General features: G+C 70.9%; 20 protein-coding genes. 10 read left to right on the forward strand and 10 right to left on the reverse strand.

Annotated features, from left to right (window positions below; genetic code table 11):
- Positions 1–119: 119 nt before the first annotated feature.
- From OG718_RS38995 to OG718_RS39010, 4 genes are all read right to left on the reverse strand, one after another.
- Positions 120–566, reverse strand: a complete 447-nt coding sequence (locus OG718_RS38995) for a hypothetical protein (RefSeq protein WP_328846400.1) — start codon at positions 564–566, stop codon at positions 120–122.
- The gene (locus OG718_RS39000; RefSeq protein ID WP_328846401.1) at positions 563–892 is read right to left on the reverse strand and encodes a hypothetical protein; all 330 of its coding nucleotides are present in this window, start codon (positions 890–892) and stop codon (positions 563–565) included. The genes OG718_RS38995 and OG718_RS39000 overlap by 4 nt, the downstream gene beginning before the upstream one ends.
- On the reverse strand, positions 889–6048 hold the full coding sequence (locus tag OG718_RS39005) for an HD domain-containing protein (RefSeq protein ID WP_328846402.1): 5160 nt from the start codon (positions 6046–6048) through the stop codon (positions 889–891). The genes OG718_RS39000 and OG718_RS39005 overlap by 4 nt, the downstream gene beginning before the upstream one ends.
- A 98-nt stretch (positions 6049–6146) precedes the next feature.
- Positions 6147–6986: a chitosanase gene (locus OG718_RS39010; RefSeq protein ID WP_328846403.1), complete on the reverse strand. Its 840-nt coding sequence runs from the start codon at positions 6984–6986 to the stop codon at positions 6147–6149.
- A 75-nt stretch (positions 6987–7061) separates the two neighbouring features.
- Between OG718_RS39010 and OG718_RS39015 the strand changes: the two genes are divergently transcribed.
- The 4 genes from OG718_RS39015 to qcrB all read left to right on the forward strand — a co-directional run bounded on the left by OG718_RS39015 (position 7062) and on the right by qcrB (position 11054).
- Positions 7062–7280, forward strand: coding sequence for a hypothetical protein (locus OG718_RS39015; protein WP_143637722.1), 219 nt, complete (start codon positions 7062–7064; stop codon positions 7278–7280).
- Positions 7281–7298: 18 nt separating this feature from the next.
- Complete coding sequence (locus tag OG718_RS39020; protein WP_143637720.1) at positions 7299–8402, forward strand: hypothetical protein; 1104 nt, start codon at positions 7299–7301, stop codon at positions 8400–8402.
- A gap of 36 nt (positions 8403–8438) precedes the next feature.
- Positions 8439–9161, forward strand: coding sequence for a vWA domain-containing protein (locus OG718_RS39025; protein ID WP_143637719.1), 723 nt, complete (start codon positions 8439–8441; stop codon positions 9159–9161).
- Between the two features lie 261 nt (positions 9162–9422).
- A complete protein-coding gene (gene qcrB / locus OG718_RS39030) occupies positions 9423–11054 on the forward strand; it encodes a cytochrome bc1 complex cytochrome b subunit (protein WP_143637717.1) in 1632 nt (543 codons plus the stop codon).
- Between the two features lie 39 nt (positions 11055–11093).
- Here qcrB and OG718_RS39035 read toward each other — a convergent pair whose 3' ends face one another.
- Positions 11094–12101 (reverse strand): acyl-CoA dehydrogenase family protein, encoded by a 1008-nt coding sequence (locus tag OG718_RS39035; protein ID WP_328846404.1) that lies wholly within the window; start codon positions 12099–12101, stop codon positions 11094–11096.
- On the reverse strand, positions 12101–13258 hold the full coding sequence (locus tag OG718_RS39040; protein ID WP_328846405.1) for an acyl-CoA dehydrogenase family protein: 1158 nt from the start codon (positions 13256–13258) through the stop codon (positions 12101–12103). Before OG718_RS39040 ends, OG718_RS39035 begins: the two co-directional genes overlap by 1 nt.
- A 48-nt stretch (positions 13259–13306) precedes the next feature.
- Between OG718_RS39040 and OG718_RS39045 the strand changes: the two genes are divergently transcribed.
- The 3 genes from OG718_RS39045 (at position 13307) to OG718_RS39055 (ending at position 15960) form a co-directional block, all read left to right on the forward strand.
- The gene (locus tag OG718_RS39045; protein WP_143637712.1) at positions 13307–14092 is read left to right on the forward strand and encodes an SDR family oxidoreductase; all 786 of its coding nucleotides are present in this window, start codon (positions 13307–13309) and stop codon (positions 14090–14092) included.
- A gap of 15 nt (positions 14093–14107) precedes the next feature.
- Positions 14108–14722 (forward strand): TetR/AcrR family transcriptional regulator, encoded by a 615-nt coding sequence (locus OG718_RS39050; protein ID WP_143637711.1) that lies wholly within the window; start codon positions 14108–14110, stop codon positions 14720–14722.
- An 80-nt stretch (positions 14723–14802) separates the two neighbouring features.
- Positions 14803–15960 carry an acetyl-CoA C-acetyltransferase gene (locus OG718_RS39055; RefSeq protein ID WP_328846406.1) on the forward strand — a complete coding sequence of 386 codons (1158 nt, stop codon included), beginning with the start codon at positions 14803–14805 and terminating at the stop codon, positions 15958–15960.
- A gap of 112 nt (positions 15961–16072) precedes the next feature.
- On the opposite strand, the gene OG718_RS39060 is transcribed toward OG718_RS39055, so the two are convergent.
- The 4 genes from OG718_RS39060 to OG718_RS39075 are packed head-to-tail and all read right to left on the reverse strand — an operon-like array spanning position 16073 to position 19557.
- Entirely contained in the window at positions 16073–17128 is a 1056-nt protein-coding gene (locus OG718_RS39060; protein ID WP_306940521.1) for an NAD(P)H-dependent flavin oxidoreductase, read from the reverse strand.
- Positions 17128–17934, reverse strand: a complete 807-nt coding sequence (locus OG718_RS39065) for a CoA-transferase subunit beta (RefSeq protein ID WP_143637706.1) — start codon at positions 17932–17934, stop codon at positions 17128–17130. Before OG718_RS39065 ends, OG718_RS39060 begins: the two co-directional genes overlap by 1 nt.
- Positions 17931–18785 carry a CoA transferase subunit A gene (locus OG718_RS39070; protein ID WP_143637704.1) on the reverse strand — a complete coding sequence of 285 codons (855 nt, stop codon included), beginning with the start codon at positions 18783–18785 and terminating at the stop codon, positions 17931–17933. Before OG718_RS39070 ends, OG718_RS39065 begins: the two co-directional genes overlap by 4 nt.
- A complete protein-coding gene (locus OG718_RS39075) occupies positions 18778–19557 on the reverse strand; it encodes an enoyl-CoA hydratase family protein (RefSeq protein ID WP_306940524.1) in 780 nt (259 codons plus the stop codon). The genes OG718_RS39070 and OG718_RS39075 overlap by 8 nt, the downstream gene beginning before the upstream one ends.
- Positions 19558–19643: 86 nt before the next feature.
- Between OG718_RS39075 and OG718_RS39080 the strand changes: the two genes are divergently transcribed.
- The 3 genes from OG718_RS39080 to OG718_RS39090 all read left to right on the forward strand — a co-directional run bounded on the left by OG718_RS39080 (position 19644) and on the right by OG718_RS39090 (position 24368).
- The gene (locus tag OG718_RS39080) at positions 19644–20411 is read left to right on the forward strand and encodes an SDR family oxidoreductase (protein ID WP_328846407.1); all 768 of its coding nucleotides are present in this window, start codon (positions 19644–19646) and stop codon (positions 20409–20411) included.
- A complete protein-coding gene (locus tag OG718_RS39085) occupies positions 20408–21325 on the forward strand; it encodes an SDR family oxidoreductase (protein WP_143637698.1) in 918 nt (305 codons plus the stop codon). The genes OG718_RS39080 and OG718_RS39085 overlap by 4 nt, the downstream gene beginning before the upstream one ends.
- Before the next feature lie 73 nt (positions 21326–21398).
- On the forward strand, positions 21399–24368 hold the full coding sequence (locus OG718_RS39090; RefSeq protein ID WP_328846408.1) for a LuxR family transcriptional regulator: 2970 nt from the start codon (positions 21399–21401) through the stop codon (positions 24366–24368).
- Positions 24369–24443: the final 75 nt, after the last annotated feature.

Here is a 24443-nt window from a genome sequence, read left to right on the forward strand (position 1 = left end):
CCAACAGACGTCCCGTACAACGGCGTACGGAACTGAGCGCGGCGCCTGCCCTTTGTCCCCGACCGGACGATGGTGGGCGCCGTGGTGCGTCCGGGGTTCCGCGGGCCCACTTGTCTCGGCTATTTGCCTGGCGCTGCCCAGGTGACGATCACAGCGGCCGCCACCGCGAGGACACCGGTGAGGGCGAGCCACCGTGACCACTCGACGAGCACCCAGATGCGCCGGGTGCGCCCGGCTTCGTAGTCCAGGAGACGGTTCGGCTCGCCGTAGAACTCCTCGCCAGGGCGCCCGTGCACGGCGACCACACCGAGCCACGAAGCGACGATGAGCGCCAGGAATCCGGTGATGAGGAGCGATACGACCGCCCAGCGCGGGCCAGTATCCAGCTTGCTCAGATCCTCCTGCCCCTTGAGCACGAACACGGCGGTGAGCAGACCGGTGAGCGAGGCCACGAAGTTGCGGTAGCCCTCGGCCTGGTGGAGTGCGGCTGCCAGCTGCCGCTCCGAACCGAACATCTCGTCGAGGCGACGGTCCGCGTCGTCCAGCTCTGCCCGTGTGTACGTCATTGCGAGGCACCGTCCAGCCAGGAGGCGATGGTGATACGAGCGCCGCAGCCGACCTGAACGTCTTCAGGACGGTCCGTATGCAGGGAGGTGCACTGGCACAGGGTGCTGAAGGGCCTCGGGCCCGGCCCTTTGCGGCGGCCGAGGAAACCGCCTTTGGTCTGGGCGTACTGCCCGGTCGTGTAGCGCTTGGTCATCACACAGCCGCACTCGGGGCACACGCCGGTCGCTTCGTGCAGCTCCCTGCCCTCCGAGACAGCGTGCGTCCACTGGAAGACGACCGGGGTGGTGTGGTGCGGGACAGTGTCGTACGGGTTGAGAGGGCTCAACTGTCTTCCTGGCCTTCCTCGGGCGGGAGGTGGAGCTGGAAGAGAGCGGCGTACCGTTCCAGGCGCTCGCGTACCTCGGCCTCCGACAGGTCCGTCTCCTCCGCGCAGAGGGCGATGTGGTCCGCCGTGACGGCTCCGGACAGGGCTGGTGTCCGCCCGGTCAGCTGCTCGGTGAGGATGACCACGTCGTACCAGGTGGGAGTCAGCCCGGCCTCGTGCCGCGTGGGTTCGCCGGCCTCGACGTCCAGGCCGAGACAGCGGAAGGGGGCGTATCGGTCGTACGTCCGCTTCAGCGTCCAGCCGAAACGGCCTGCCACCAGGACCAGTTCGAGAGGGCCGAGTGTGCCGGGGCCCAGCAGCCCGGGATCGAAGGCCGCGAGGTCGAATCGGTCGGGCTCGAAGTCGGCGAGGGCCTCGGCGTCGGGGCCGGTAAAGTCGCCGGGCAGGGGCGGGGCGCCGATGGCGGTGAAGCGGGAGAGATGGTGGACCGACTGGGAGAGCGTGCCGCCGTTGTCATTGGCGTGTTCGAGGAGGTCCTGGATCGTCAGGCGACGGAATGTGGGGACTTCGCCGATGAGCGTTCCTGTGTTGAGAAGCGCATGCCGGTCGTGGATGCTGCATTGCAGCGAACGGGCCTCCGCCGTCACCTCAGGAAGGTGTAGGGGCAGGTGTGTCTCCGCGGTTTCCAGCTGGTCCAGGACCTCGTCCAGGGTGCCGGTTCTGCTGATGAGTGACAGGCAGTAGGCGAGGGAGACGGGAGCCGTGTCCAACGCGGAACCCTCGTATCCAAACGCGCCGATGTCGAGAGATGAATCCATCGCCTGCCGTATCAGTGAATCGTGATCGCAGGACGGGGCGGTCGTGAGGAGACCGCAGGCGTCAAGTGCCGTCGCAGCCTCCCGGAATTCCGCGACGCCTCGTGGTGTCCGGTTCTGGTGCTGATAGAGGTAGGCGTCGATGAGTTCCCAGGGCCCGAACGCCTTCTTTGGTTCCGGCCATTGCTCCATGACACGGATGACCCAGTACGGCGGGGTCCAGGCGGCGGCTTCCGCGGGGACGTCGGGAGCGCGAACAGCGGTGACGGAGGATGACTCGGTGAGGAGTCGTGCTGCCTCGCCCAGTGATATTCCGAGTCGTGACGAGGCGAGCAGCATTTGCGGGAGGGCCAGACGCTTGTCCAGCCACGGATTCCCTTGGCCGGTCCTGACTGCCAGGAGCAGATGGTCGGCCGCGGTCAGAGAGCCCTGGTCACCTGGCGCCGCCTCCGGTTCTCCCCCTCCCCATACGGAGAAGCCGAGGGGAGCCAGACGACGGATGCGGGCCAGCAGTGCCGCGGCGTCCAGCGAAGAGTTGACGAAGATGTTTTCGACGCGATCCTTGAGATGCGTGATCGACATCGCGCCGGCGTTCCATCTCCTTGACGGAAGCCAGTCGGAACCCCCGTCGCCGGCCAGTATTCGCGCTTCGTCGTAGGTGAAGCGCTCCGCGGCGACGGATTCGTCCAGCTCCGGGAGCGGAGGGAGTTCGGGGTCGAGCCCTCGGAGCTGATCCAGCAGAGGAAGACAGTCGACCAGCGGGAGGTTGTACTCCTCGGAGATGACCAGCAGTGGTGCGTGCACCGCGGCACCTTTGTCAGGAGGCTGCAGGATGTCGCGATAGGCGATGTAGAGATCGGCTGCGGCGGGCGAGAGTTCGAGGGCGAGCTGGGAGCGGATGTCGGTGGCCGCGGGGACGTACACACCCGTGATGGCATACCGGCGTAGTGCCTTGACCGCGGCTCTCACGGGGAGCCTCGCCATGGCTGCGGCTTTCACCACAGGAGCCCATGCCCATTCCTGGGACGGGGTGTCGACGAAGAGCAGTGAGTCCAGCCCTGTCGCGACGGGATATCCGGGTGGTGAGAACTCGTGATCAGCGAGTGGAGCATGCTCCAGCCTTGCCATCCGCCACTGGCGGAACAGCTCGTTCTCGTACAGGCGGCTATTTCCCAGCAGCTCCAGATCGTGTGCCGAGGAGACAAGCTGCTGATCCATCGGCAGACAGCCCGTCGGCGTCAACGGCAGTCGCCCGCGCAGCAGGCGGACGTCATCGCCGGCCGGTTCCAGGGTCGCCGTCACCTCTGGGGATAGGGCGTCGAGGACCGCCACCGCCAAAGGCGGCTCCTCCTGGGCGAGCTGCCACAGACGCCGCAGCGACACCTCCCTCCACTGGGTCGCGGCCTTGGGCACCGCGGCGAGCACTTCCATCTGCACGGCGTCCTCGTCGTGCGACAGGAGGTCGTTGCGGTCCACGCTCGGTACCGGCCGGTGTCGTTCCCGGAGATTGACGACGCATCCGTACATGTGGGGAGCGTCCTCGATCACCACTCCGTCGAGGAGCAGCTGTCCTTCGCCCTGGACGAGCCAGACGTCGGTGCCTTCCGCGTGGACCGCATGGCCGCGCCAGTCCGCCGTGGCCTTCAGCTTGCCAGGTGTCCAGGACCGGCTCCGGACCTCCCGTTCCGGGTCGTCCTTCGCGTACTCCACCGCCGTCACCTTGTAGTCGCTCACCCACAACTGCGACTGGAGGGTCTCCACGAGGGACGGCGGCTGTTCATCCTCGGTCAGGGCGAGGTAGAGCCGGACCTTGGTGCCGCCGTGGGCGGGTGCGCCCTTGCCCGTGGTGATGCTCAGCAGACCCGAGCCGGACTGGATGTCGGCGCGCGAGGCCTGGTCGAGGGACTTCCGCAGACCGTGGCGGTTGACCGGGGCGGTGAGGACCACGACCTCCTCGGCGAGCATGAAGTAGCTGAACACGCCGATTCCGAAACGGGAGTTGAGCGCGATCGGCTTGAGGCCGGCACGCCGCCACTCGCGTCGTTCCTGCGTGAACTCGGGGTCCTGCTCATAGCGTTTTCCCGCGCGGGCGAACATTGAGGTGAGCTTGGTGCGGCTCATCCCCGTGCCGTTGTCCTCGCACTGGATGTAGAGCCCCTTCTCGTCCCAGCGCTGCGTGAAGGTGATCTCGCCGTTCCAGTCCTCCGTGGCCTCGCCCTGGGACCGGCCGTACTGGTCGCGCATGTCCCTCAGCCGACAGGCGTCCAGCGCGTTCTGGTACAGCTCGCGGACGGCCAGCATCTTGTCGCCGTACAGCTGCGCGCCCATCAGCAGGGGCCGGATCTCGTCCTCGGCGAGACGAAAGCGTTCCAACGGGACTGTGTACTGCCCGGGTTCGGGCACCAGCTGGCCGGCGGTTATGCGTTCGGGCAGACCCCGCAGCAGCGACGGCGGACTGGAGCGCTGCTCCCTCCAGCGGCTGCGGATCGAGGCCGCCGCCGCATTGGCCCGGCCCGCGAGTTCCTCGACGGCCGCGTGCAGCGCGGGATGCGGGCAGTGGAAGCGGACATCCAGGCCGTACGCGTCGGCGCTGAGGTCACCGACGGCCGCGAAGTCGAACTCCTCGGACAACGCGTCGACCACCGTCTGCGGATCGAGCCGTTCGTGCGCTCCGAGATGGCTGACGAGCACGCTGGACATCCGGCGCGGATCGGCCGACAGCAGCCCCGCCGTCCACAGCAGCTGAGCGAGTTCCTGGCCGCGCCACTTCCCGCCCGGAACCGGGTCGTATCTGCTCCAACTGTCGCTGTCGGAGTCGTTGATTCGGGGGCGGTCACCCGGTTCCACGGTCAAGTGGCCCAATACCTGGCGGATTTGGCGGTCGATGAGTCGCAGCGACTGCTCGGACGCCCGCCCGGGCGGCAGAGGTTCGGCGGAGTCGGCGATGACCCGGGCCAGCCCGGAGAGGAGGGTGTTGACGGACTCGTACCCCCCGGTGCGCTCCCACAGAGGGTCCCAGTCCGCGATGAAGCGATGGCGGATCCAGTGCTCGGCGGCCTCGGCCTGCGGGGCGAGACCGCGCGCCCGCAGGGTCTCCAAGGTGCCCTGCACCTGTACGTGGGCTCGGCGTACGTCCTCGACGGCAGCGGCGACCAGCTGTGCGTGTGCGTCGAGGTGCTCGTCGGGCTCGGCTCCGTCCGGTCGGTGCCGGTCCAGGACCTGCCGCAGATCCTCCAGGGCGACGGCGGTGACGTCCTCGTACACCAGGGGTGCGGCGAGCAGCACCGCTGTCTCGGCCGGAGACAGTAGTGCCCGCAGTTCCCTGAGCCGGGCACGCTCGACCAGGCCGACGAGCCTGCGCTCGAAGCGGGCCGGATACGTCGGATCCCGCCACGGATCGTTCTCGTGCGCGCCCGCGCCTCGAAGGTTCCGCCCGACGCGTTCCACCAGTTCCGTGAGTCCGGCCTTGACGCGGGCGTGCACCGCCTCGCCGCCCGAAGTGTGCTCCCACAGCGCGGACTTTGTGACCATCTCGGCCCAGGGGAGCGGCTCCTTGAACCCCTTGCACAGTTCGAGGGTGTCCACGATCCGCCCGTGCGGGGCGAGATGTTTGACGGTGGGCGGATCGACCGGTTCGTCACCGGCCAGCCGGCGCATCTCCCGCTCGGTGTGCCGCATGACGTCACCGAACGTCGTCGGCGGACTGTCGGGCGACAGTGCCTGCGCCAACCCCTGGGCGAACCAGCTGCCGTTCTCCCGGTCGGCGTACGCACGCTGTCCGGGACCGCAGCTGTAGAGCCACACCACGTCCTGAGCGGGTGCCCGCACTCCTGTCGAGACCTCCTCGTCCGGCAGGACGTCCGCCGTCCGGCACGTGTCCAGGCAGATGACCGCGGTGACCCCCTTCTTCAGGCCGCTCAGTTGCAGTCCCACCGGGTCGGCCCCGAGTAGCGAGTCCATGAGAAGCGTGGGGGTCCCGTCGGAGCGTGGATCGCCCGGTTGTGCGTCCGCCGCCAGCAGGAAGTCACGGCCGCCCAGCGTGACCCCGTGGCAGGAGATGTAGACGAACGCCGTGTCGCCCGGTTCGCACGAGACGAAGAAGCGGTGCAGTTCGCCCTTGAGCCCGTTCTTGCCCAGTTTGAGTTCGGAGACGCGGCCCGCGTGGTGCTCGGTGACCGTGTAGCCGGACAGATCCAGAGCCTCCGACACGAGCGCGACATCGCGCTCCGCGCAGTCCAGCGTGTCGAACTCCTCGCCGAGCAACGGATCGTCGGCCAGGAACGGAGTCGCCGTCACGCCGATCAGCAGCGCCCGGCGCCGTCCTTGGAACTCACCGTGCATCGTGTCCCCCGGACCTCACTCGGTACCCCCTCGCCGACCGGCGCCGAACAGCGACATGATTCCAGAAGTGGCCCGTTTCCGTGGTGGGTTGGTGCCGGTCAGGGCACGCGGTAGGTCACGTCGTACACCTTCCACTCCAGCGGAGTGCGGAGGTCCAGGTTTCCGGCGTACAGGAATCTCCGCTGGGCCGTGTCCACGCGGGTCGTGTCGCGTTTCTCGGACTTCATGGTCGCGCGGCGGGTGTCCAGGAAGATGTCGAGATAGCTCTGCTCGTCGCCGCCCTCCGCGGGGGTGTCGGCCTCGGACATGGCGCGCTCGCGGATGCCGTGGAAGCCGGGGTCGCCGGGGCCGTGCATGACCATGGCGTCGTAGTAGATGAACTGGCCGAGGGCGCCCAGACCGTCACGCTTGGCTAGGCGGACCGCCGGGTCGAAGTAGACGCGGTCGCGTTGCGAGTCCTGGACGCGCTTGAAGGCAGCCTTCTGTGCCTCCTCCTTCCAGGCGGCGGTGAAACCGGGGTCCAGGCCCTCGTGGGAGTCCGAGCCGTCGACGGAGCGGAGGGCCGGGAGGTACGGCTCCAGGGCGTTGTCCGGATGGGACTCGGTGTACAGCTCGACCAGCGTGAGCAGGTCGTGCGTGCCGGTGGTGAAGCCGATGATCCCGGCGGTGTAGCCGCGGCCGTCGCCTATGTCCTCGATGTAGTCGTACTGGGCGCGCCAGTCGAGGCTGGAGTTCTCGGCACTCGACACGATCCGCTGGGCCAGCTCCTTCTTCTCCGGGGAGTCCAGGTCGGCGGCGGCCGACCCGGAGGAGGCCGACGGGGAGGAGCTCCGGCTGTCGGAGGGCCCGTCGTCGGCCTTCTGGTCGGGCACGGCGACGTACACCGTCACCGCGACGAGAGGGACGGCGACGAACATCAGACGGCCAGCGCGTTTCATGGGCAAAGAGTACGATCGGCCCGGAGTGCCGTGCCGCATCGGGTGGAGAAACCAGTGAGCGTCGGGGGAGGACCTGTGAGCGCGGAGGAACTGGCGCTGCTGCGGGCGGAGTTGGCCGCTCCACCGCCGGAGGGCTTCGGAGCGCTGGACGACGCACAGGTCCGGACCCTCACGCGGGCACTGCGCCGGGCACGGGAGCGCCGGGCATCCGGGCTGAACGAGGCCGTCGAGGACGCGCTGACCCTCGTACCCGCCCTGACCAGGGAACCCCTCCGCCGGATGCTGTTCCGTTAGCCAGGAGACCCCTCCCGCATGGACACACTGCGCAGCAGGGCCGAGATCCTGAAGCTCGCCCGCCTGCTGGACGTCGAACCACGGCAGCTGGCGTTCCTCGAAGAACTGCCAGTCGAGGACGTGCGCGCCTTCCGCGAGAGATCCGTCGCCGCGCTCTTCGACGACGCCCCCCGGATCCTCGACCGCATCGCCGCGAAGACGAAGCTGCTGCCCGCGGGCATCGCAGCGGGCATCTCGCAGAAGGCACTCGGGCCGCAGCTGGCCGCAGCCCTCGCCGGACGCCTCGAACCGGGCCGCGCCGCCGACATCATCGAGCGGCTGCCGCCCGAGTTCACGGCCCGCTGCTGCCACCACGTCGACCCGCGCCGGATCGCCGGGATCATGGGCAGACTGGACGACGACATCGTCGTACGGATCGCCCTCGTCCTCGCCGACCGCCGCGACCACCTCACGATGGGCCGGTTCGTCGGGCATCTGCGGGACTCCGCGCTGCTGCGGATCCTGCCGCGGCTCGACGACGCGACCCTGCTGCTCACCGGCTTCGTCATCGACCATCCCGAACGGCTCGGCCGCATCGTCGAGCTGCTGGGCGAGGCGCGCGTGTCGTCGGTCATCGCGTCCGCCGCCGACGGCGGGCTGTGGCCGGAGGCCATGGCCGTCGCGAGCATGGTGTCCGGTGAGCAGCGGGCCAGGATCGCCTCCCTCACCGCCGCCCAGCCCGAGGCCCGCCTCGACTCCCTCGTCCGCACCACCGCCGAGCAGAACCTGTGGGAGTCGCTCCTGCCGATCGTGGCCGCGCTCGACGAGGACGAGCTGCGGGCCGTCGCCGCGCTGCCCGCGCTGCGGGACCGCGCGGTGCTCGACGGGCTCGTCCGCGGGGTGGTGGCGACCGGGCTGTGGGCGGAGTTCCTCCCGATGGTGGCGGCACTGCCGCCGACCGCCCGGCGGATCGTCGCGAAGGCCGCGGGGGCGCTCTCCGATCCCGACCTCGACGCGCTGGCCGTCGGTGTCGAGAAGGAAGATCTGTGGGAACTGGTCTTTCCGCTGGTGGAGTTGATGGGCGACGGGGCCAGGAGGCGGCTCTTCGAGCTGCCGGCGTTCCGGGAGCGGGCGGCCGGTTAGGCTCACCCGGTCGGATCATGGCCGGAAGGAGCCCGCATGGCCGGGATCAGCCTCACCAAGGTGGAGGAGACCGCGCCCGCGCTGGTCAGCCTCTACAAGAGCGCGGGGGTCTCCCTCACCAAGCACGGGCTGAGCGGGCAGCGGGCCGCTGTCTATCTCGTCGTCGACTACTCGGGATCGATGAAGCCGTACTACGCCGACGGCAGCGTGCAGGCGCTCGCGGACCGTGTGCTCGGTCTGAGCGCACACTTCGACGACGACGGGACCGTGCCTGTCGTCTTCTTCTCCACGGACGTCGACGCCGTGACCGACATCGCGCTCGACAGTCACGCGGGGCGTGTGGAGCGGATCGTCGCCGGGCTCGGGCACATGGGCAAGACGAGCTACCACCTGGCGATGGACGCCGTCATCGACCACTACCTCGACAGTGGTTCCAAGGACCCCGCCCTCGTCGTCTTCCAGACCGACGGCGGTCCGATCAACAAGCTCGCCGCGGAGCGGTACCTGTGCAAGGCGGCGAAGCTTCCTCTGTTCTGGCAGTTCATCGGCTTCGGTGACCCGTCCAGCAAACAGTTCGACTTCCTGCGCCGGCTCGACGACCTGGCCGTTCCGGGGAAGCGGGTCGTGGACAACGCCGGCTTCTTCCACGCCGGTTCGGACCCCCGCCGGGGTGTCTCCGACGGTGAGCTGTACGACCGGTTGCTGGGCGAGTTCCCACGGTGGCTGTCGGCGGCGCGGGCGGCGGGGATCGTCGAGTGACACGCGGTGCCTGAGCCGGTGGGCTCGCTGCGGGCCGGCGGGGGCTGGTCGCGCCCACGCGGCGGAGCCGCACATCGATACAGCCCCGCGCCCCTGACGGGGCGCGGCCGACCCACGGCCCCAGCCACGTCGTTCTCAGGGGCGCGGGGAACTGCGCGAGCAACCCCCACCGGGCCGCAGCCGAATCGTGGACCCGCACAACCCCTTTGGCTTCGCGGAACCCCGTGACACTCTGAACTGAGCCTATGGGGAGGGCCACGAATGGACGCGCGGAGCAACGGGCGAGCGGCACAGACGGGCAAGGGCGAGAAGGTGGCGGACTGGGCCGACGGACGGCTCGGGGTCTACTCGCTTGCCAAGACCCAGATGCGCAAGGTGTTCCCGGACCACTGGTCCTTCATGCTGGGCGAGGTCTGCCTCTACAGCTTCCTCGTCCTGATCCTCACCGGCGTCTACCTCACCCTCTTCTTCGAGCCCAGCGCCGCCGAGGTCGTCTACAACGGCTCGTACGAACCCCTCAACGGCATCATCATGACCAGGGCGTACGAGTCCACCCTCGACATCAGCTTCGACGTGCGCGGCGGACTGCTGATCCGGCAGATCCACCACTGGGCCGCGATCGTGTTCGTCGCCGGAATGCTCGTGCACATGATGCGCGTGTTCTTCACGGGCGCCTTCCGCAAGCCGCGCGAGCTGAACTGGCTGTTCGGCTGGACCCTGCTGTTCCTCGGCATCATCACCGGCCTGACCGGCTACTCGCTCCCCGACGACCTGCTCTCCGGCACCGGCCTCCGCTTCGCGCAGGGCGCGATCCTGTCCGTGCCGATCGTGGGCACGTACCTCGCGTTCTTCCTCTTCGGAGGGGAGTTCCCGGGACACGACATCATCGCCAGGCTGTACCCGATCCACGTCCTCCTGCTGCCCGGGATCATGCTCGGCCTGGTCGTCGCCCATCTGATCCTGGTCTTCTACCACAAGCACACCCAGTACCCCGGGCCCGGCCGCGACCAGAAGTCCGTGGTGGGCATGCCGTTCATGCCGATCTACATGGCCAAGGCCGGCGGCTTCTTCTTCCTGGTCTTCGGCGTGCTGTCGATGATGGGCGCGATCGCGACGATCAACCCCGTGTGGGCCTTCGGGCCCTATCGTTCCGATCTGGTCACCACAGGCGCCCAGCCCGACTGGTATCTCGGCTTCTCCGAAGGGCTGATCCGGGTGATGCCGGGATGGGAGATCAACGCCTGGGGCCACACCCTGCAGCTGGGCGTCTTCATCCCCTTCACCCTCTTCCCGCTGATCATGGTGGCGATCGCCGTCTACCCGTTCATCGAGGCGTGGATCACCGGGGACAAACGCGAGCACCACATCCTGGACCGGCCCCGCAACGTCCCCACGCGCACGGGGCTAGGCGTCGCCTGGCTGAGTCTGTACGGCGTACTGCTGATCGGCGGCGGCAACGACATCGTCGCCACGCATCTGCATCTGTCGATCAACTCGATCACCTGGTTCGTGCGGATCGCCTTCTTCGTGGTCCCGGTGATGGCCTTCGTCATCACCCGACGCGTCTGCATGGGGCTCCAGCGCAGCGACCGCGACAAGGTGCTGCACGGCAGGGAGTCCGGCGTCATCAAGCGGTTGCCGCACGGCGAGTTCGTCGAGGTGCACGAACCCCTCACCCCGGCCCAGCGGTTCACCCTCACCCAGCACGAGCAGGACCCGCCCTACGACGTGGGCCCGCTCGTCGACGCGAACGGCGTCGAGCGGAAGGTCAAGCCGTCCCAGCGGCTACGGGCTCGGCTCGCCCAGGCCATGTACGGGCAGAACGCGCACATTCCCAAGCCGACCGTCGAGGAGTACCGCGAACTCACGAGCAGCGACGACCACCACCACTGAGCACGCAACCGCTGGGGGCCCAACTGCTTCGGGGCTCGGCTACTCGAGGACCAGCTCGCGGCACTCCCCAGGTGTGCCCCAAGCGGTGCGCAGCGCGCGAGCCCTGGTCAGCCACAGCGACAGGTCGTACTCCGCGGTGTAGCCGATCGCACCGTGCAGTTGCAGCGCGGTACGGGCGGTCCTGTACGCCGCCTCGCAGGCCGTGACCTTGGCGGCGGTCACGTCGGCCGGGTCCATGGTCAGAGCCGCGCCGAAGAGGAGCGGGCGCGCGAACTCCAACGCGATCTTGGCGTCGGCCAGTCGGTGCTTGACCGCCTGGAACGAGCCTATGGGGACGCCGAACTGGCTGCGCTGCTTGACGTACGCCACGGTCCTGTCGAGCAGGGTCAGCCCCACACCGAGCGCCTGCGCGGCGGTCGCGAGGCGGGCCCAGGTCAGCGCGTGGGCGGCGGCCGCGGCGACTTGGGGGCCGGTGGCGAGGAGTTCGCCGCCCGCCTCCTCCAGCCGGGTGAGACGGCGGGCCGGATCCATGGACGTACGGACCGGCCCGTGCCCGTGCCCCTGGGCCAGCCTCAACTTGCCGACTGAACCGCCCTCACTGCCTTCGCCGCCCTGGCCTCCCTCGCCGCTCTCGACCGTGAGGTGGAGGGTGGCCGCGTCTCCGTCCAGCGCGTACGAGCCGTTCAGGGCCACCGTCGCGATCGTCTCTCCGGATGCCAGCCCCGGCAGGAACCTCTTCGCCAGGCCCGGTTCCGTCAGCAGCGCGGCCGCCGCGACCGTCTCCACGAGCGGGCCCGGTACCGCGTGCCGCCCCAACTCCACGAAGGCGACGGCCAGTTCGACGGGGAGCGGCCCGACGCCCTCGTACGCCTCGGGGACCGCAAGCGCGAACACTCCCGCGTCGGCGATACGGGTCCACAGGGCCCGCCCGGCCGTATGGTCACCGGCGCCCCACGACCGTACGACCGACGGGGTGTCCGCCGCCGTCAGCAGGGCGTCCAGCGAGTGGGCGAAGGCGCGTTGTTCGTCGTCCAGGAGGAATCGCATCAGCGGCGTCCCTTCGGCAGGCCCAGAAGGCGTTCGGCGATGATGTCGCGCTGGATCTCGTTCGTGCCCGCGTAGATGGGACCGGCGAGGGAGAAGACGTACCCCTCGGCCCAGCCGCCGTGCTCCTCCCCGCCCGCGTCCGTCAACTCCCCATCCCCGCCCAGGAGATCGAGCGCCGTCTCGTGCAGCGCGATGTCGTACTCGGACCAGAAGACCTTGTTCAGGCTGGACTCCGGGCCGATGGGCTCGCCGTCGAGGAAACGGGAGGCGCCCGCGTACGTGAACAGCTGGTACGCGCGGGCGCCGATCACCGCGTCGGCCACCCGGTCCCGGGTGAACGGGTCCCGGCCGCGCGCCCGCCAGAGCGCGGCCAGCCGGTCGGCCGAGGCCAGGAAGCGGCCGGGGGAACGGAGGGTCAGACCGCGCTCGTTGCCCGCCGTCGACATGGCGACCCGCCAGCCCCGGCCGGGCTCGCCGATCACGTCCTCGTCCGGCACGAACACGTCGTCCAGGAAGAGTTCGGCGAAGGCCGGCTTGCCGTCCAGGCGGCCGATCGGGCGGACGGTCACGCCCGGCGCCCGCAGGTCGAACATCAGGTAGGTGAGGCCCTGGTGGGGCTTCGGGGTGTCCGGCTCGCTGCGGAACAGGCCGAACGCGCGGTCGGCGAACGCGGCCCGCGACGACCACGTCTTCTGCCCGCTCAGCAGCCAGCCGCCGTCCGTGCGCACCGCCCTGGACCTGAGGGAGGCGAGGTCGGACCCGGCCTCGGGTTCGGACCAGGCCTGCGCCCAGACGACCTCGCCGGAGGCCATCGGCGGCAGGATCCGGGCCCGCTGTTCCTCGGTGCCGTGGTCGAAGAGGGTCGGCGCGAGGAGGTTGATGCCGTTCTGGCCGACCCGGCCCGGCGCGCCCGCCGCGTAGTACTCCTCCTCGAAGACCAGCCACCGCAGAAGCCCCGCGTCCCGTCCGCCGTACGCGGCCGGCCAGGACACCACCGACCAGCGGTCCGCGGCGAGTTCGGCCTCCCAGGCGCGGTGTGCGGCGAAGCCCTCCTCGGTCTCCAGGGAGGGCAGCGGCGGCGACGGGACGTGCGCGTGCAGCCAGGCGCGCGCCTCGGCGCGGAAGGCGTCCTGGTCGGCCGTGAAGTCGAGGTCCATCAGCGGCGATCCTTCCCTAACAAGTGTTTGGTAGGTTAGCGTGGCGTCATGACAGGCGTCGAGAGTCCGGCATACGTGCCCGGGCACGGGCTGCTGAAGGGGCGCACCGCAGTGGTGACCGCCGCCGCGGGCGCGGGCATCGGCGGGGCCACCGCGCGCCGCTTCCTGGAGGAGGGCGCGCGCGTGCTGATCAGCGACGCGCACGCGCGACGACTCAAAGAGTTCGAGGCCGAGCTGGCCGGGGAGTTCGAGGGCGTCTCGGCGCTCGCGTGCGACGTCACCGACGAGGCCCAGGTGCAGGCGCTCTTCGAGGCCGCCCTGCGACTGCACGGGCGGCTCGACATCGTGGTCAACAACGCCGGTCTCGGCGGGACTTCGGCCCTCGTCGACATGAGCGACGAGCAGTGGTCGAAGGTGCTCGACGTCACCTTGAACGGCACCTTCCGGTGCACGCGAGCGGCGCTGCGGGCCTTCCGGGCGGGCGGGCACGGTGGCGTGATCGTCAACAACGCCTCCGTCGTCGGCTGGCGCGCCCAGGCAGGGCAGGCGCACTACGCGGCGGCGAAGGCGGGGGTCATGGCGCTCACCCGGTGCGCGGCGATCGAGGCGGCGGAGCACGGAGTGCGCGTCAACGCGGTCTCGCCCAGTCTCGCCATGCACCCGCACCTGGTGAAGGTGACCTCGCCCGAACTGCTGGAGGAACTGACGGAACGCGAGGCCTTCGGGAGGTACGCCGAGCCGTGGGAGGTCGCCAACGTGATCGTCTTCCTGGCGTCCGACTACTCCTCGTACATGACCGGAGAATCGGTCTCCGTCAGCAGCCAGCGGGCCTAGGACCACAATGGGCCCGTGCCTCCTACGAAGAAGAAGCCCCAGGTGACCGCCGCGCCCGCCCGCCGTCGCGAACTTCTCGACACCGCCGCCGAGGTCTTCGCCGAGCAGGGCTACAACGCCACCACCGTCCGCAAGATCGCGGACCACGCGGGCATGCTCGCGGGCAGCCTCTACTACCACTTCGACTCCAAGGAATCGATGCTGGAGGAGATCCTGCGGACCTTCATGGACGAGCTGTGGGACGGGTACGACACCGTCCTGGAGGCCGAGCTCGGCCCCCGCGAGACGCTGGAGGCCCTGGTCACCGAGTCCTTCCGGGAGATCGACCGGCACCGCGCGGCCGTCGCGATCTACCAGCGGGAGTCCAGGCACCTCGTCGCGCAGGAGCGGTTCGCGTTCCTCGCCGAGTCGCAGCGCAGATTCGAGAAGACGTGGCTGGCCACGCTGGAGCGGGGAGTGGCCGGCGAGGTCTTCCGGGACGACCTGGACATCCGGCTCACCTACCGGTTCGTGCGCGACACGGTGTGGGTCGCCGCGTCCTGGTACCGGCCCGGCGGACAGCACAGCCCGGAGGAGATCGCCCGGCAGTACCTGTCGATGGTCCTCGACGGAATCGCCGTACGGACGTAACCCACTGAACTCACTGAACCCACTGAACCCACTGAACCCGCCGAACCAATTGGACCCACTGAGGAGCCCGAGGAGTCGTCATGGCCGAGGCCTACATAGTCGAAGCGGTCCGTACGCCCGTGGGGCGCCGGAAGGGCGGTCTCGGCGGGGTCCATCCCGCCGACCTGGGCGCGCATGTGCTGAAGGCCCTGGTCGCGCGGTCCGGGGTCGACCCGGCCGCGGTCGAGGACGTCGTCTTCGGGTGTCTGGACACCGTCGGGCCGCAGGCGGGGGACATCGCGCGGACGTGCTGGCTGGCGGCCGGGCTGCCCGAGGAGGTGCCCGGGGTGACGATCGACCGGCAGTGCGGGTCCTCGCAGCAGGCCGTGCACTTCGCCGCGCAGGGTGTTCTGTCCGGCACGCAGGACCTGGTGGTCGCGGGCGGCGTCCAGAACATGACTCAGATCCCCATCGCCTTCGCCTCCCGCCAGGCCGCGGAGCCGCTGGGGCTCACGGAGGGGCCGTTCGCGGGGAGCGAGGGGTGGCGGGCGCGGTACGGGGACCGGCCCGTCAACCAGTTCTACGGCGCCGAGCTGATCGCCGAGAAGTGGGGGATCAGCCGGCGGGACCAGGAGGAGTTCGCCCTGCGGTCGCATCAGCGGGCGATCCGGGCGATCGACGAGGGACGTTTCGAGCGGGAGGTCGTGCCGTTCGGGGACGTCACGGTCGACGAGGGGCCGCGGCGGGACACCTCACTGGAGAAGATGGCCGGGCTGAAGCCGGTCGTGGAGGGCGGCACCATCACCGCCGCCTGTTCCTCCCAGGTCTCCGACGGCGCGGCCGCGATGCTCCTCGCCTCCGAGCGGGCCGTGCGGGAGCACGGGCTCACGCCTCGGGCGCGGGTTCACCATCTTTCCGTGCGGGGGGAGGATCCGATACGGATGCTGTCGGCGCCGATTCCGGCCACCGCGTACGCCTTGAGGAAGGCCGGGATGTCCATCGGTGACATCGACCTCGTCGAGATCAACGAGGCGTTCGCGCCTGTGGTGCTCGCCTGGTTGAAGGAGACCGGGGCGGATCCCGACAAGGTCAATGTCAACGGGGGCGCCATTGCCTTGGGGCACCCGTTGGGGGCGACCGGGGTGAAGCTGATGACCACGCTGCTGCATGAACTGGAGCGGACCGGGGGGCGGTTCGGGTTGCAGACCATGTGTGAGGGCGGGGGCCAGGCGAACGTGACGATTGTTGAGCGGCTTTAGGTTGTTCGGTCGGGTGCGGGTGCGGGTGCGGGTGCGGGTGGGGTGTGGCTGGTCGCGCCCACGCGGCGGAGCCGCAGAGTGTCACAGCTCCGCGCCCCTGAAAGAAGGGCGCTCATGGTGAGCCGGGGTCTGGGAGCGCGCGGAGTGTTTCCCGGGCCTCCGCCATCACCCGAGCTACCAGCTCCGCGCACGACGGCAGGTCCTCGATCAGCCCCGCCACCTGGCCCGAGGCCATCACCCCCAGATCGGTGCGGCCCTCGACCATCGAGGCGCGCAGCAGCATCGGGGTGTTGGCGGCGAGGAGGACCTGGCTCCAGGTCAGGTTCTTGCCGTGTTTCATCGCCAGGCCGTCGCGGATCAGTTGCGGCCAGGTGAGGCCAGAGAGCTTTCGGAAGCGGGCGGCCCGGCGTATCGCCCGGGTCAGCGTTCTCGTGCGGCCCGCCTCCTCAAGGGAGTTGACGAGGTCCGTGCGGAGCATGCGGTGGGGGAGGCCGTCCACGGCTGTCGTCACCGTCACGTCCTTCACCGTGGCCGCGAGGTACTGGGCCTTCACCGCGTCCGGGACCGTGGAGTCGGAGGTCAGGAGGAAGCGGGTGCCCATGGCGATGCCCGCCGCGCCGTACGCGAGTGCCGCGACCAGACCCCGGCCGTCGAAGAAGCCGCCCGCCGCGATCACCGGTATGTCCACGGCGTCCACGACCTGGGGGAGGAGCACGGTGGTCGCCACCTCGCCGGTGTGACCGCCGCCCTCGCCGCCCTGCACGATCACCGCGTCCGCGCCCCAGGCAGCGACCTTCTCCGCGTGACGGCGGGCCCCGATCGACGGGATGACGACGACTCCCGCGTCCTTGAGTTCGGCGATCAGCTCACGGGAGGGCGCGAGCGCGAAGGAGGCGACCTTCACCTCCTCCTCGACGATCAGCCGGACACGGTCGCGGGCGTCCCCCGCGTCCGCGCGCAGGTTCACACCGAACGGCGCGTCCGTACGGGACCTGACCTCCCGGACCGCCTCCCGCAACTGGGCGAGGGTCATCGTCGCGGAGGCCAGGATGCCCAGCGCTCCCGCGTTCGCCGAGGCGGAGACCAGACGCGGCCCCGCCACCCAGCCCATCCCGGTCTGCACGATCGGGTACCGGACGCCGGCCAGTTTCGTGAGCGCGGTCTCCATCAGCCCGGGACCTCACGGTCGCGCAGCCCCTGCGGGTCGATGACCTCGCGGATCAACTCCAGCTCCGCCGGGGTCGGTTCGCGGGTGTACGGGACCTCGTCGGGAACCGTCGGCTCGAACCCGGTCGCCGCCAGGATCTCCTCGACCGTCACTCCCGGATGCAGCGAGGCGAGCCGCATCGAGTGGTCCGGGGTCGCGAAGTCGAACACTCCCAGGTTCGACACGACCCGGGGGATGCGGTGGAAGCGGGTCGCCGTGGGACCGGCCGCCGCCGCGCTGTCGTATCCCACCCCGCTGATCATGTCGACCTTCTCGACGAAGACCCGTGTCGAGTGCTTGGGCACCCAGTAACTGACCGGGTTGTTCAGGGTGTTGACGGGCGCGCCCCGCACCCCGAGCAGCTGTCGCGCGGGCCGCTCCCAGTCGCCGATGCAGGAGATGTTCTGGTTGCCGAAGCGGTCGATCTGGCTCGCGCCCATCATCACGTGCCGACGCCCGCCGGTGACCATCGTGAGATGCCTGCGGTAGGGCAGCCAGCCCTCGGGCGTGCCGTCCGGGCCGACCAGCATCGCCTCGCCGTCCGTGAGCAGGAGATCCGGGGCGAAGGTCCGCCGGGCGAGCCTGGCCCCGACCGAGGGGACTGCACCCATGGGGCTGGCGAGCACCTCGCCGTTGTCCCGCCAGGCCTCGGCGCAGGCGATCACGCAGTACTCGGCGCGGGTGGGTGCGAGGAGAGGGGTGCGGGCGGGCGGGGGGAGCGGGGCGCCGGTGGGCGGGACAGGGGAGGGGCTGGTCGCGTCCGTCATCGCCGCTCCTCGTGCCAGGCCTGTGCGGCCGACTGGTAGGCCTTCTCGTCCCCGTACAGGAACCGCTCGCTGAACTCGGGCCACGGCGTCGTCGCGTACAGCTTCTGGAAGGGCTCGTCGCGGTCGTGGTCGGGGACGCAGGAGGTGGGGTGTGCGCCACCGGGCGTCTCGACGACTCCCGTGACCGAGTGCCGGTTGACCAGGAGGGTCTGCGGTACCGCGTCGTCGAAGCGGTCCACGAGCCGCTCGCAGGAGACGTACGCATCGTCCGCGGCCTCGCAGAAGAGGTCGTCGAAGTACGGGTCCGGGCCCAGGTACTGGCCGTTGCCCGAACGGTCCGCGCGGTTGACGTGGACGAGTGCCGCGTCCATGCGCAGGGCCGGCATGGCGACGAAGGTCTCCCGGATCCCGGTCGACGGGTCCTCGTACGGCGAAGTGACCGTCCGCAGGCCGGGGTTGACCCGCATGACGTCCGAGCCGATGCCCGCCCGGACCGGCATGAAGGGCAGCCGGTTCGCGGCGGCGTGCAGCCCCCACATGAACATCGCCTCGTCGACCTCCGTCAGCTCGAAGGCCCCGCTCTGCCGGGCGGCACGGTAGTGCGGCTCCAAGGGGATCGAGTCGAGCGTCACGAAGGCCGCGACGAGCCCCCGGATCCGCCCCGCGGCGGCGAGCATCCCGACGTCCGGGCCGCCGTACGACACGATCGTGAGGTCCGTGATCTCGGAGCGGAGCAGCGCTCTCACCAGGGCCATCGGCTTGCGGCGCGAGCCCCATCCGCCGATGCCGAGGGTCATCCCGCTCCGGAGCCGGGAGACGACCTCGTCGGCCGTCATCGTCTTGTCACTCACCTGCGCCCCCTCCTTCCTGATCCCTTCCGACTTCCCGATCCCTTCCGAACGTGTCCCGGACCCGGTCGCCCACCCCCGCGAGGTTCGCCTCGAAGGTGAAGCCCTGCTCGAAGCGGTAGCTGCGGCGCACGTCCACGGGGTCGATGCCGTTGATCGCGGCCTTGGCGAGCCGGATCAGCTGCCCGTCCTTGCTCGCGATCGAACGGGCCAACTCCAGGACGGCGGCACGCAGTTCGTCGCGCGGCACGACCCGCCACACCGACCCGTGCCGGTGCAGCTCGGCCGCGGTCGCCGTGCGCGAGGTGTAGTACAGCGCGCGCATCAGATGCTGCGGCACCAGCCGGGCCAGATGGGTGGCCGCGCCCAGGGCGCCCCGGTCCAGCTCGGGCAGGCCGAAGGTCGCGTCCTCGCTCGCCACGATCGCGTCAGCGTTGCCCACCAGGCCTATCCCGCCGCCCAGACAGAAGCCGTGCACCTCCGCCACCACGGGCACCTCGCACTCGTACACCGCGGCGAAGGCGTCGGCGCAGCCGCGGTTGGCGCCGAGCAGCGCGCTGCCGCCCTGCGCCTGTATCTCCTTGATGTCCACGCCCGCGTTGAACCCCCGCCCCTCGGCGGCCAGCACCACACAGCGGACCTCGGTGTCGCGGCCCGCCGCGCGCAGGGCGTCGGCCAGCTCGAACCAGCCGCGCACCGGCAGCGCGTTCACGGGCGGGAAGTCGACCGTGACGACGGAAATCCCCTTTTCCGGGGACGAGGTGGAGACACCCATCAGCTCATCAGCTACCTTTCGACCAAACATTTGTTAGGTGCGCCAGTTGTGAAGGTAACAGCCAACACCGACGAGTGGGAGGCCCTGTGGACAAACGGCTCGTGGTGGTCACCGGCGGCACCCGGGGCGTCGGCGCCGGCATCGCCCGCGCGTTTGTCGAGGCGGGCGCCGAGGTCGTGGTCTGTGCGCGCAGACCGCCCGAAGCGCCGGTCGAAGGCGTCGAGTTCGTCCCCCTCGATCTGCGGGACCCACCGGCCGTGCGCGCCTTCTTCGACGGGCTGCCCCGCGTCGACGTCCTGGTCAACAACGCGGGCGGCGCCCCCTACCGGCTGCTCGCGGAGACGGACGCCGAGCGGCACGCGCGCGTGATCGAACTCAACCTCACCGCACCGCTGACGGCGTCCCTGGCGGCGTACGAGCAGCTCAAGCGCGCGCGTGGCTCCGTCGTGATGATCGGCAGCGTCAGCGGGACACGGCCCTCGCCGGGCACGGCGGCCTACGGGGCGGCCAAGGCGGGCCTGGGGAACCTCGCGCGCTCGATGGCCGTGGAGTGGGCGCCGGACGTGCGGGTGAACACCCTCGTCGTCGGGATGGTCCGCACCGAGCTGTCCCACCTCCACTACGGGGGCGAGGACGGCATCGAGGCCGTCGCGCGCACCGTCCCCATGGGGCGGCTCGCCGAGCCCCTGGACGTCGGCAGGGCTGCCGTCTTCCTGGCGTCGGACGCCGCCGCGTACATCACCGGGGCCGGCCTCCTCGTGCACGGCGGCGGCGAGCGGCCCGCCTTCCTGGACGCGGCGACCGCCAACAAGGAACAGGCCGACGAGGAGAAAGAGGGAGGAGAAGCGGGATGACTGCAGGCAGCGGAATCTGCGACGGGCGGGTCGTGATCGTCACGGGCGCGGGACGCGGGCTCGGGCGGGCGCACGCACTCGCCTTCGCGGCGGAGGGCGCGCGCGTCGTCGTCAACGACCTGGGCGTGGGGCTCGACGGTTCGCCCGGCCCCGACAGCCCGGCCCGGCAGGTCGTCGAGGAGATCACGGCGGCCGGCGGCGAGGCGGTGGCGCACGGCGGGGACATCGCCACGACCGAGGGCGCCGCATCCCTCGTACACACGGCCGTGGACGCCTTCGGGCGGCTCGACACGCTCGTCAACAACGCCGGGTTCCTGCGCGACCGGATGCTCGTGAACCTTGACGAGGACGACTGGGACGCCGTCATGCGCGTCCACTTGAAGGGCCACTTCCTGCCGCTGAAGCACGCCGCGGCGCACTGGCGGGCGGAGGCGAAGGCGGGGCGCGTGCCGCAGGCGCGGATCGTCAACACCAGCTCCGGAGCGGGCCTGTCGGGGTCCGTCGGGCAGGGCAACTACAGCGCCGCCAAGGCCGGGATCGTGGGGCTCACACTGGTGGCCGCCGCCGAGATGGGGCGCTACGGAGTACAGGTCAACGCCATCGCGCCCGCCGCACGGACCCGGATGACCGAGGACACCTTCGCCAAGACGATGGCGGCACCCGACAGCGGCTTCGACGCGATGGCGCCCGCGAACGTGTCGCCGCTCGTCGTCTGGCTCGGCTCCGCCGCGAGCGCCGGCGTCACCGGACGCGTCTTCGAGACCGAGGGCGGCCGCATCACGGTCATGGAGGGCTGGCGACCCGGCCCGAGCACCGACAAAGGGGCGCGATGGACCCCCGCCGAGGCCGGGGACACGGCCCTCAAACTGATCGCCGAGGCGGAGGCACCCCAACCGGTCTACGGAGCGCAGTAGTGCGATCGGCGTACGACACCTAGGAGGACGACGCGCGGGGAACCCTTTGACCCCGCACCCCGTGCTCGCGAGGATGCCCAGCAGGGCGGGCCGGGCGGAGGTGGCTCAGGTGGAGTTCGTCGGGCGAACGGACAGCCTCGCGCTCCTCGCGGCGGCATGCGAGCGCGCCCGCGCGGGACACCCCCAACGGGTACTCGTCGAGGGCCCGGCCGGCATCGGCAAGACCGCCCTCATACGCCGCTTCCTGCGCGACGGCACACACGTGCTGTACGGGGCGGGGGAGGAGGCGGAGGCCGGGCTGGCGTTCGGAGTGCTGGAGCAACTGCTGGGCCGAGACGGCAATGGCGCCGGGGCCAGGACCGGGGCTGGGGCCGGTGTCGGCGGCGGGCGTTGGGCGGACGCGCACGCGGCCGGGGCGGCACTGCTGGAGGCCCTGGACGAGGCACAGGGAGCGGGCGGTGGCCCGGGCTCCGGCGAGGGGGCCGCGCGCGGCCCCGACGCCCCCGGCTCCGACGATCGGGCCACGCGCGATTCCGACGCCCCGGGCACCTCCGCCCCCGACACTCCCGCTGCCCCCGTCACCCTCGTCCTCGACGACGCCCAATGGGCCGACCACGCCTCCCTCCAGGCCCTCACCTTCGCCGTGCGCCGGCTGCGGGCCGACCGTGTGCTCGTTCTCGTCGTCGTGCGGGACGCCGAGGACACGCGGCTGGCCGCGGGGCTGCGGAGGCTGTTCACGGCGGACGACGCCGTGCGGGTGCGGCTCGACGGGCTCGGGCCCGCCGAACTGGCCGAACTCGGCGGAGGACTGGGCGTACGGGGACTCACCGCACGGGCCGCCGCACGGCTGCACGCACACACCGCGGGCAACCCCCTCCATGTGAAGGCACTCCTGGAACAGGAAGGAGCCGGACTCCTGGAGGCGCTCGGGGAGCCCGATGTGACGCCGCCCGCACCCAAGTCGTTCACGGCCCTCGTACTGGCGAAGCTCGCCGCCTGCTCGCCGGCCGCCGACGCCCTGGTCTGCGCGGCCGCGGTACTCGGCACACACTGCACGCCGGCCGACGCCTGGGAGGTCGCGGGCGCGGACCTGCTCGACGAGGAACGCCGGGCCGCCGACGTCCTCACAGCACTCGAAGAGGCCGTCCACACGGGCCTGTTGACCGAGGCCCCGGGCGATCCGCTGATCCGCTTCCCGCACCCCCTCGTACACGCCGCCGTCTACCACCAGCTCGGCCCCTCCCGCCGCGCCGCCCTGCACCTGAGCGCCGCCCGCACCGTCCGGGACCAGGCACACCGGCTGCGCCACCGGGCGCTGGCCGCGGCCGGCCCCGATCCGGAACTGGCCGCGGAACTCGCCACCCTGGGACGCAGGTTCGCCGCGGAAGGCGCCTGGGCGAACGCGGCCGGACAGCTGACGGCCGCCGCACGGCTCGGCCCGGACCCGGCGGTGTACGAGCAGTACACCCTCGAAGCCGTCGAGTGCGCGCTGCTCGCCGGAGACGTGCCCGACATGAGTGAAGTCGCGCAGCGGATCGCGCAGTTCACCCCCGGCGGCTGGCGCAGCTATCTCCTGGGAAGGCTCAGCCTGTTCGACCTGGACCGCGCCGAGGCGCTGCTCACGGACGCCTGGCACCGGTGCGACCCGGCGGCCGAACCCGTCCTCGGAGCACGTATCGCGGGCCAGTTCGCCGCCCTGCACGGCAGCATGTCGCACGGCGCCGAGATGGCCGAATGGGCCGACCTCGCCATCCGGCTCGCGCCCGACGACACGGCCACCGACATGATCCGCGTCCTGCGCCTCAGCGGCCTCGCCATGAGCGGCCGGGCCCCGCAGACGCTCGCCGCACTCGGCCCGCTGCCAGACCCGGCACTCGCCACCCCCGCCCAGCTGGAGGAACTCCTCGGCCGCGGCACCCTGCGCGAGTGGACCGGTGACCTCACCGGCGCCGTACGGGACCTGGGCGGCGTCTTCGGAGCCTGCCACGGGCGCGCCGCGTCCTTCCGGGTGGTCGCCGCGACCGCGCTCGCCTCCGCCGAGTACCGCGCGGGCCGCTGGGACGACGCGATCGTCCACACCGACCTCGCACTGTCCCTGGCCGCCGACACCGACCAGCCGCACATCGCCCTGTACTGCCGGATGCTCGCCGCCCAGGTACACGCGGTGCGGGGCACGTTCGCCAAGGCACAGGCACACGCGCGCGTGGCCCGCGTCTACGCGGCCGGCGGCCATGTGAACCCCACCCTGTGGGCCGCGCTCGCCGAAGCCCACCTCGCCCGCGCTCAGGGCCGGCCCGAGGAGGTCCTCGCGGCCCTGGGGCCCCTCCTCGCGCTCGCCCCGCGCGGCGACCTGGAGGAGCCCGGCACGATCCCGTGGGCGGACCTGCTCGCCGAAGCCTGGACGGCACTCGGCGACGAGAAGCGCGCCACCCAGGCACTCGCCCCGTACGAGGTCCTCGCCACCCAGCGAGGCCACCACGGGGCGCTGCTCGCCGCGGCCCGCGCCCGCGGCACCCTGGAGGCCGCGCGCGGCGACACGGTGGCCGCCGAGCGCGCCTTCCGCTCCGGCCTCAAGCACGCCGCGCACGTCGAGGCGCCCTTCGACCGCGCGCTGCTGCACCTCGCGTACGGCGGTTTCCTGCGCCGGGCGGGCCGCCGCACCCGCGCGGGCGAGCAGCTGCGCACCGCCCGCGACCTGCTCGTACGCCTCGACGCGCCGCCCGATCTCGGGCGCTGCGAACGGGAGTTGGCGGCCTGCGGACTCGGTCCCGTCGGGTCCGCGGCCGAGCGGGAGCCACGGACACGTGGAGCGGCGCTGCTCACCCCGCAGGAACTGGCGGTCGCCCGCCTCGTCGCGTCCGGGCTCACCAACCGGCAGGTGGCGCGCGAACTCGTCATCAGCGTCAAGACCGTCGAGTACCATCTCGGCCGGATCTTCCCCAAGCTGGGCGTCGACTCCCGTACGCGGCTCACGGCGGCGCTGGCCGCCGACGGGCCCGACTCCGGAGACGGGCTCGGCTCCGGGCCCGGACACGCACCCTAGGGATTCCCCCGGGGCACATCCCGGGGCGCCCGAACTCCCCCTGTCCGTACCGTCGGTCGGACCTTCACGGAAACA

The organism is Streptomyces sp. NBC_00258 (assembly GCF_036182465.1).
Lineage (GTDB): Bacteria > Actinomycetota > Actinomycetes > Streptomycetales > Streptomycetaceae > Streptomyces.

Coding starts and splice junctions, on each gene's coding strand:
- OG718_RS38995 (WP_328846400.1), bottom strand. CDS start 566: ATGACGTACACACGGGCAGAGCTGGACGACGCGGACCGTCGCCTCGAC.
- OG718_RS39005 (WP_328846402.1), bottom strand. CDS start 6,048: ATGCACGGTGAGTTCCAAGGACGGCGCCGGGCGCTGCTGATCGGCGTG.
- OG718_RS39010 (WP_328846403.1), bottom strand. CDS start 6,986: ATGAAACGCGCTGGCCGTCTGATGTTCGTCGCCGTCCCTCTCGTCGCG.
- OG718_RS39020 (WP_143637720.1), top strand. CDS start 7,299: ATGGACACACTGCGCAGCAGGGCCGAGATCCTGAAGCTCGCCCGCCTG.
- OG718_RS39025 (WP_143637719.1), top strand. CDS start 8,439: ATGGCCGGGATCAGCCTCACCAAGGTGGAGGAGACCGCGCCCGCGCTG.
- qcrB (WP_143637717.1), top strand. CDS start 9,423: ATGGACGCGCGGAGCAACGGGCGAGCGGCACAGACGGGCAAGGGCGAG.
- OG718_RS39035 (WP_328846404.1), bottom strand. CDS start 12,101: ATGCGATTCCTCCTGGACGACGAACAACGCGCCTTCGCCCACTCGCTG.
- OG718_RS39040 (WP_328846405.1), bottom strand. CDS start 13,258: ATGGACCTCGACTTCACGGCCGACCAGGACGCCTTCCGCGCCGAGGCG.
- OG718_RS39045 (WP_143637712.1), top strand. CDS start 13,307: ATGACAGGCGTCGAGAGTCCGGCATACGTGCCCGGGCACGGGCTGCTG.
- OG718_RS39055 (WP_328846406.1), top strand. CDS start 14,803: ATGGCCGAGGCCTACATAGTCGAAGCGGTCCGTACGCCCGTGGGGCGC.
- OG718_RS39060 (WP_306940521.1), bottom strand. CDS start 17,128: ATGGAGACCGCGCTCACGAAACTGGCCGGCGTCCGGTACCCGATCGTG.
- OG718_RS39065 (WP_143637706.1), bottom strand. CDS start 17,934: ATGACGGACGCGACCAGCCCCTCCCCTGTCCCGCCCACCGGCGCCCCG.
- OG718_RS39075 (WP_306940524.1), bottom strand. CDS start 19,557: ATGGGTGTCTCCACCTCGTCCCCGGAAAAGGGGATTTCCGTCGTCACG.
- OG718_RS39085 (WP_143637698.1), top strand. CDS start 20,408: ATGACTGCAGGCAGCGGAATCTGCGACGGGCGGGTCGTGATCGTCACG.
- OG718_RS39090 (WP_328846408.1), top strand. CDS start 21,399: ATGCCCAGCAGGGCGGGCCGGGCGGAGGTGGCTCAGGTGGAGTTCGTC.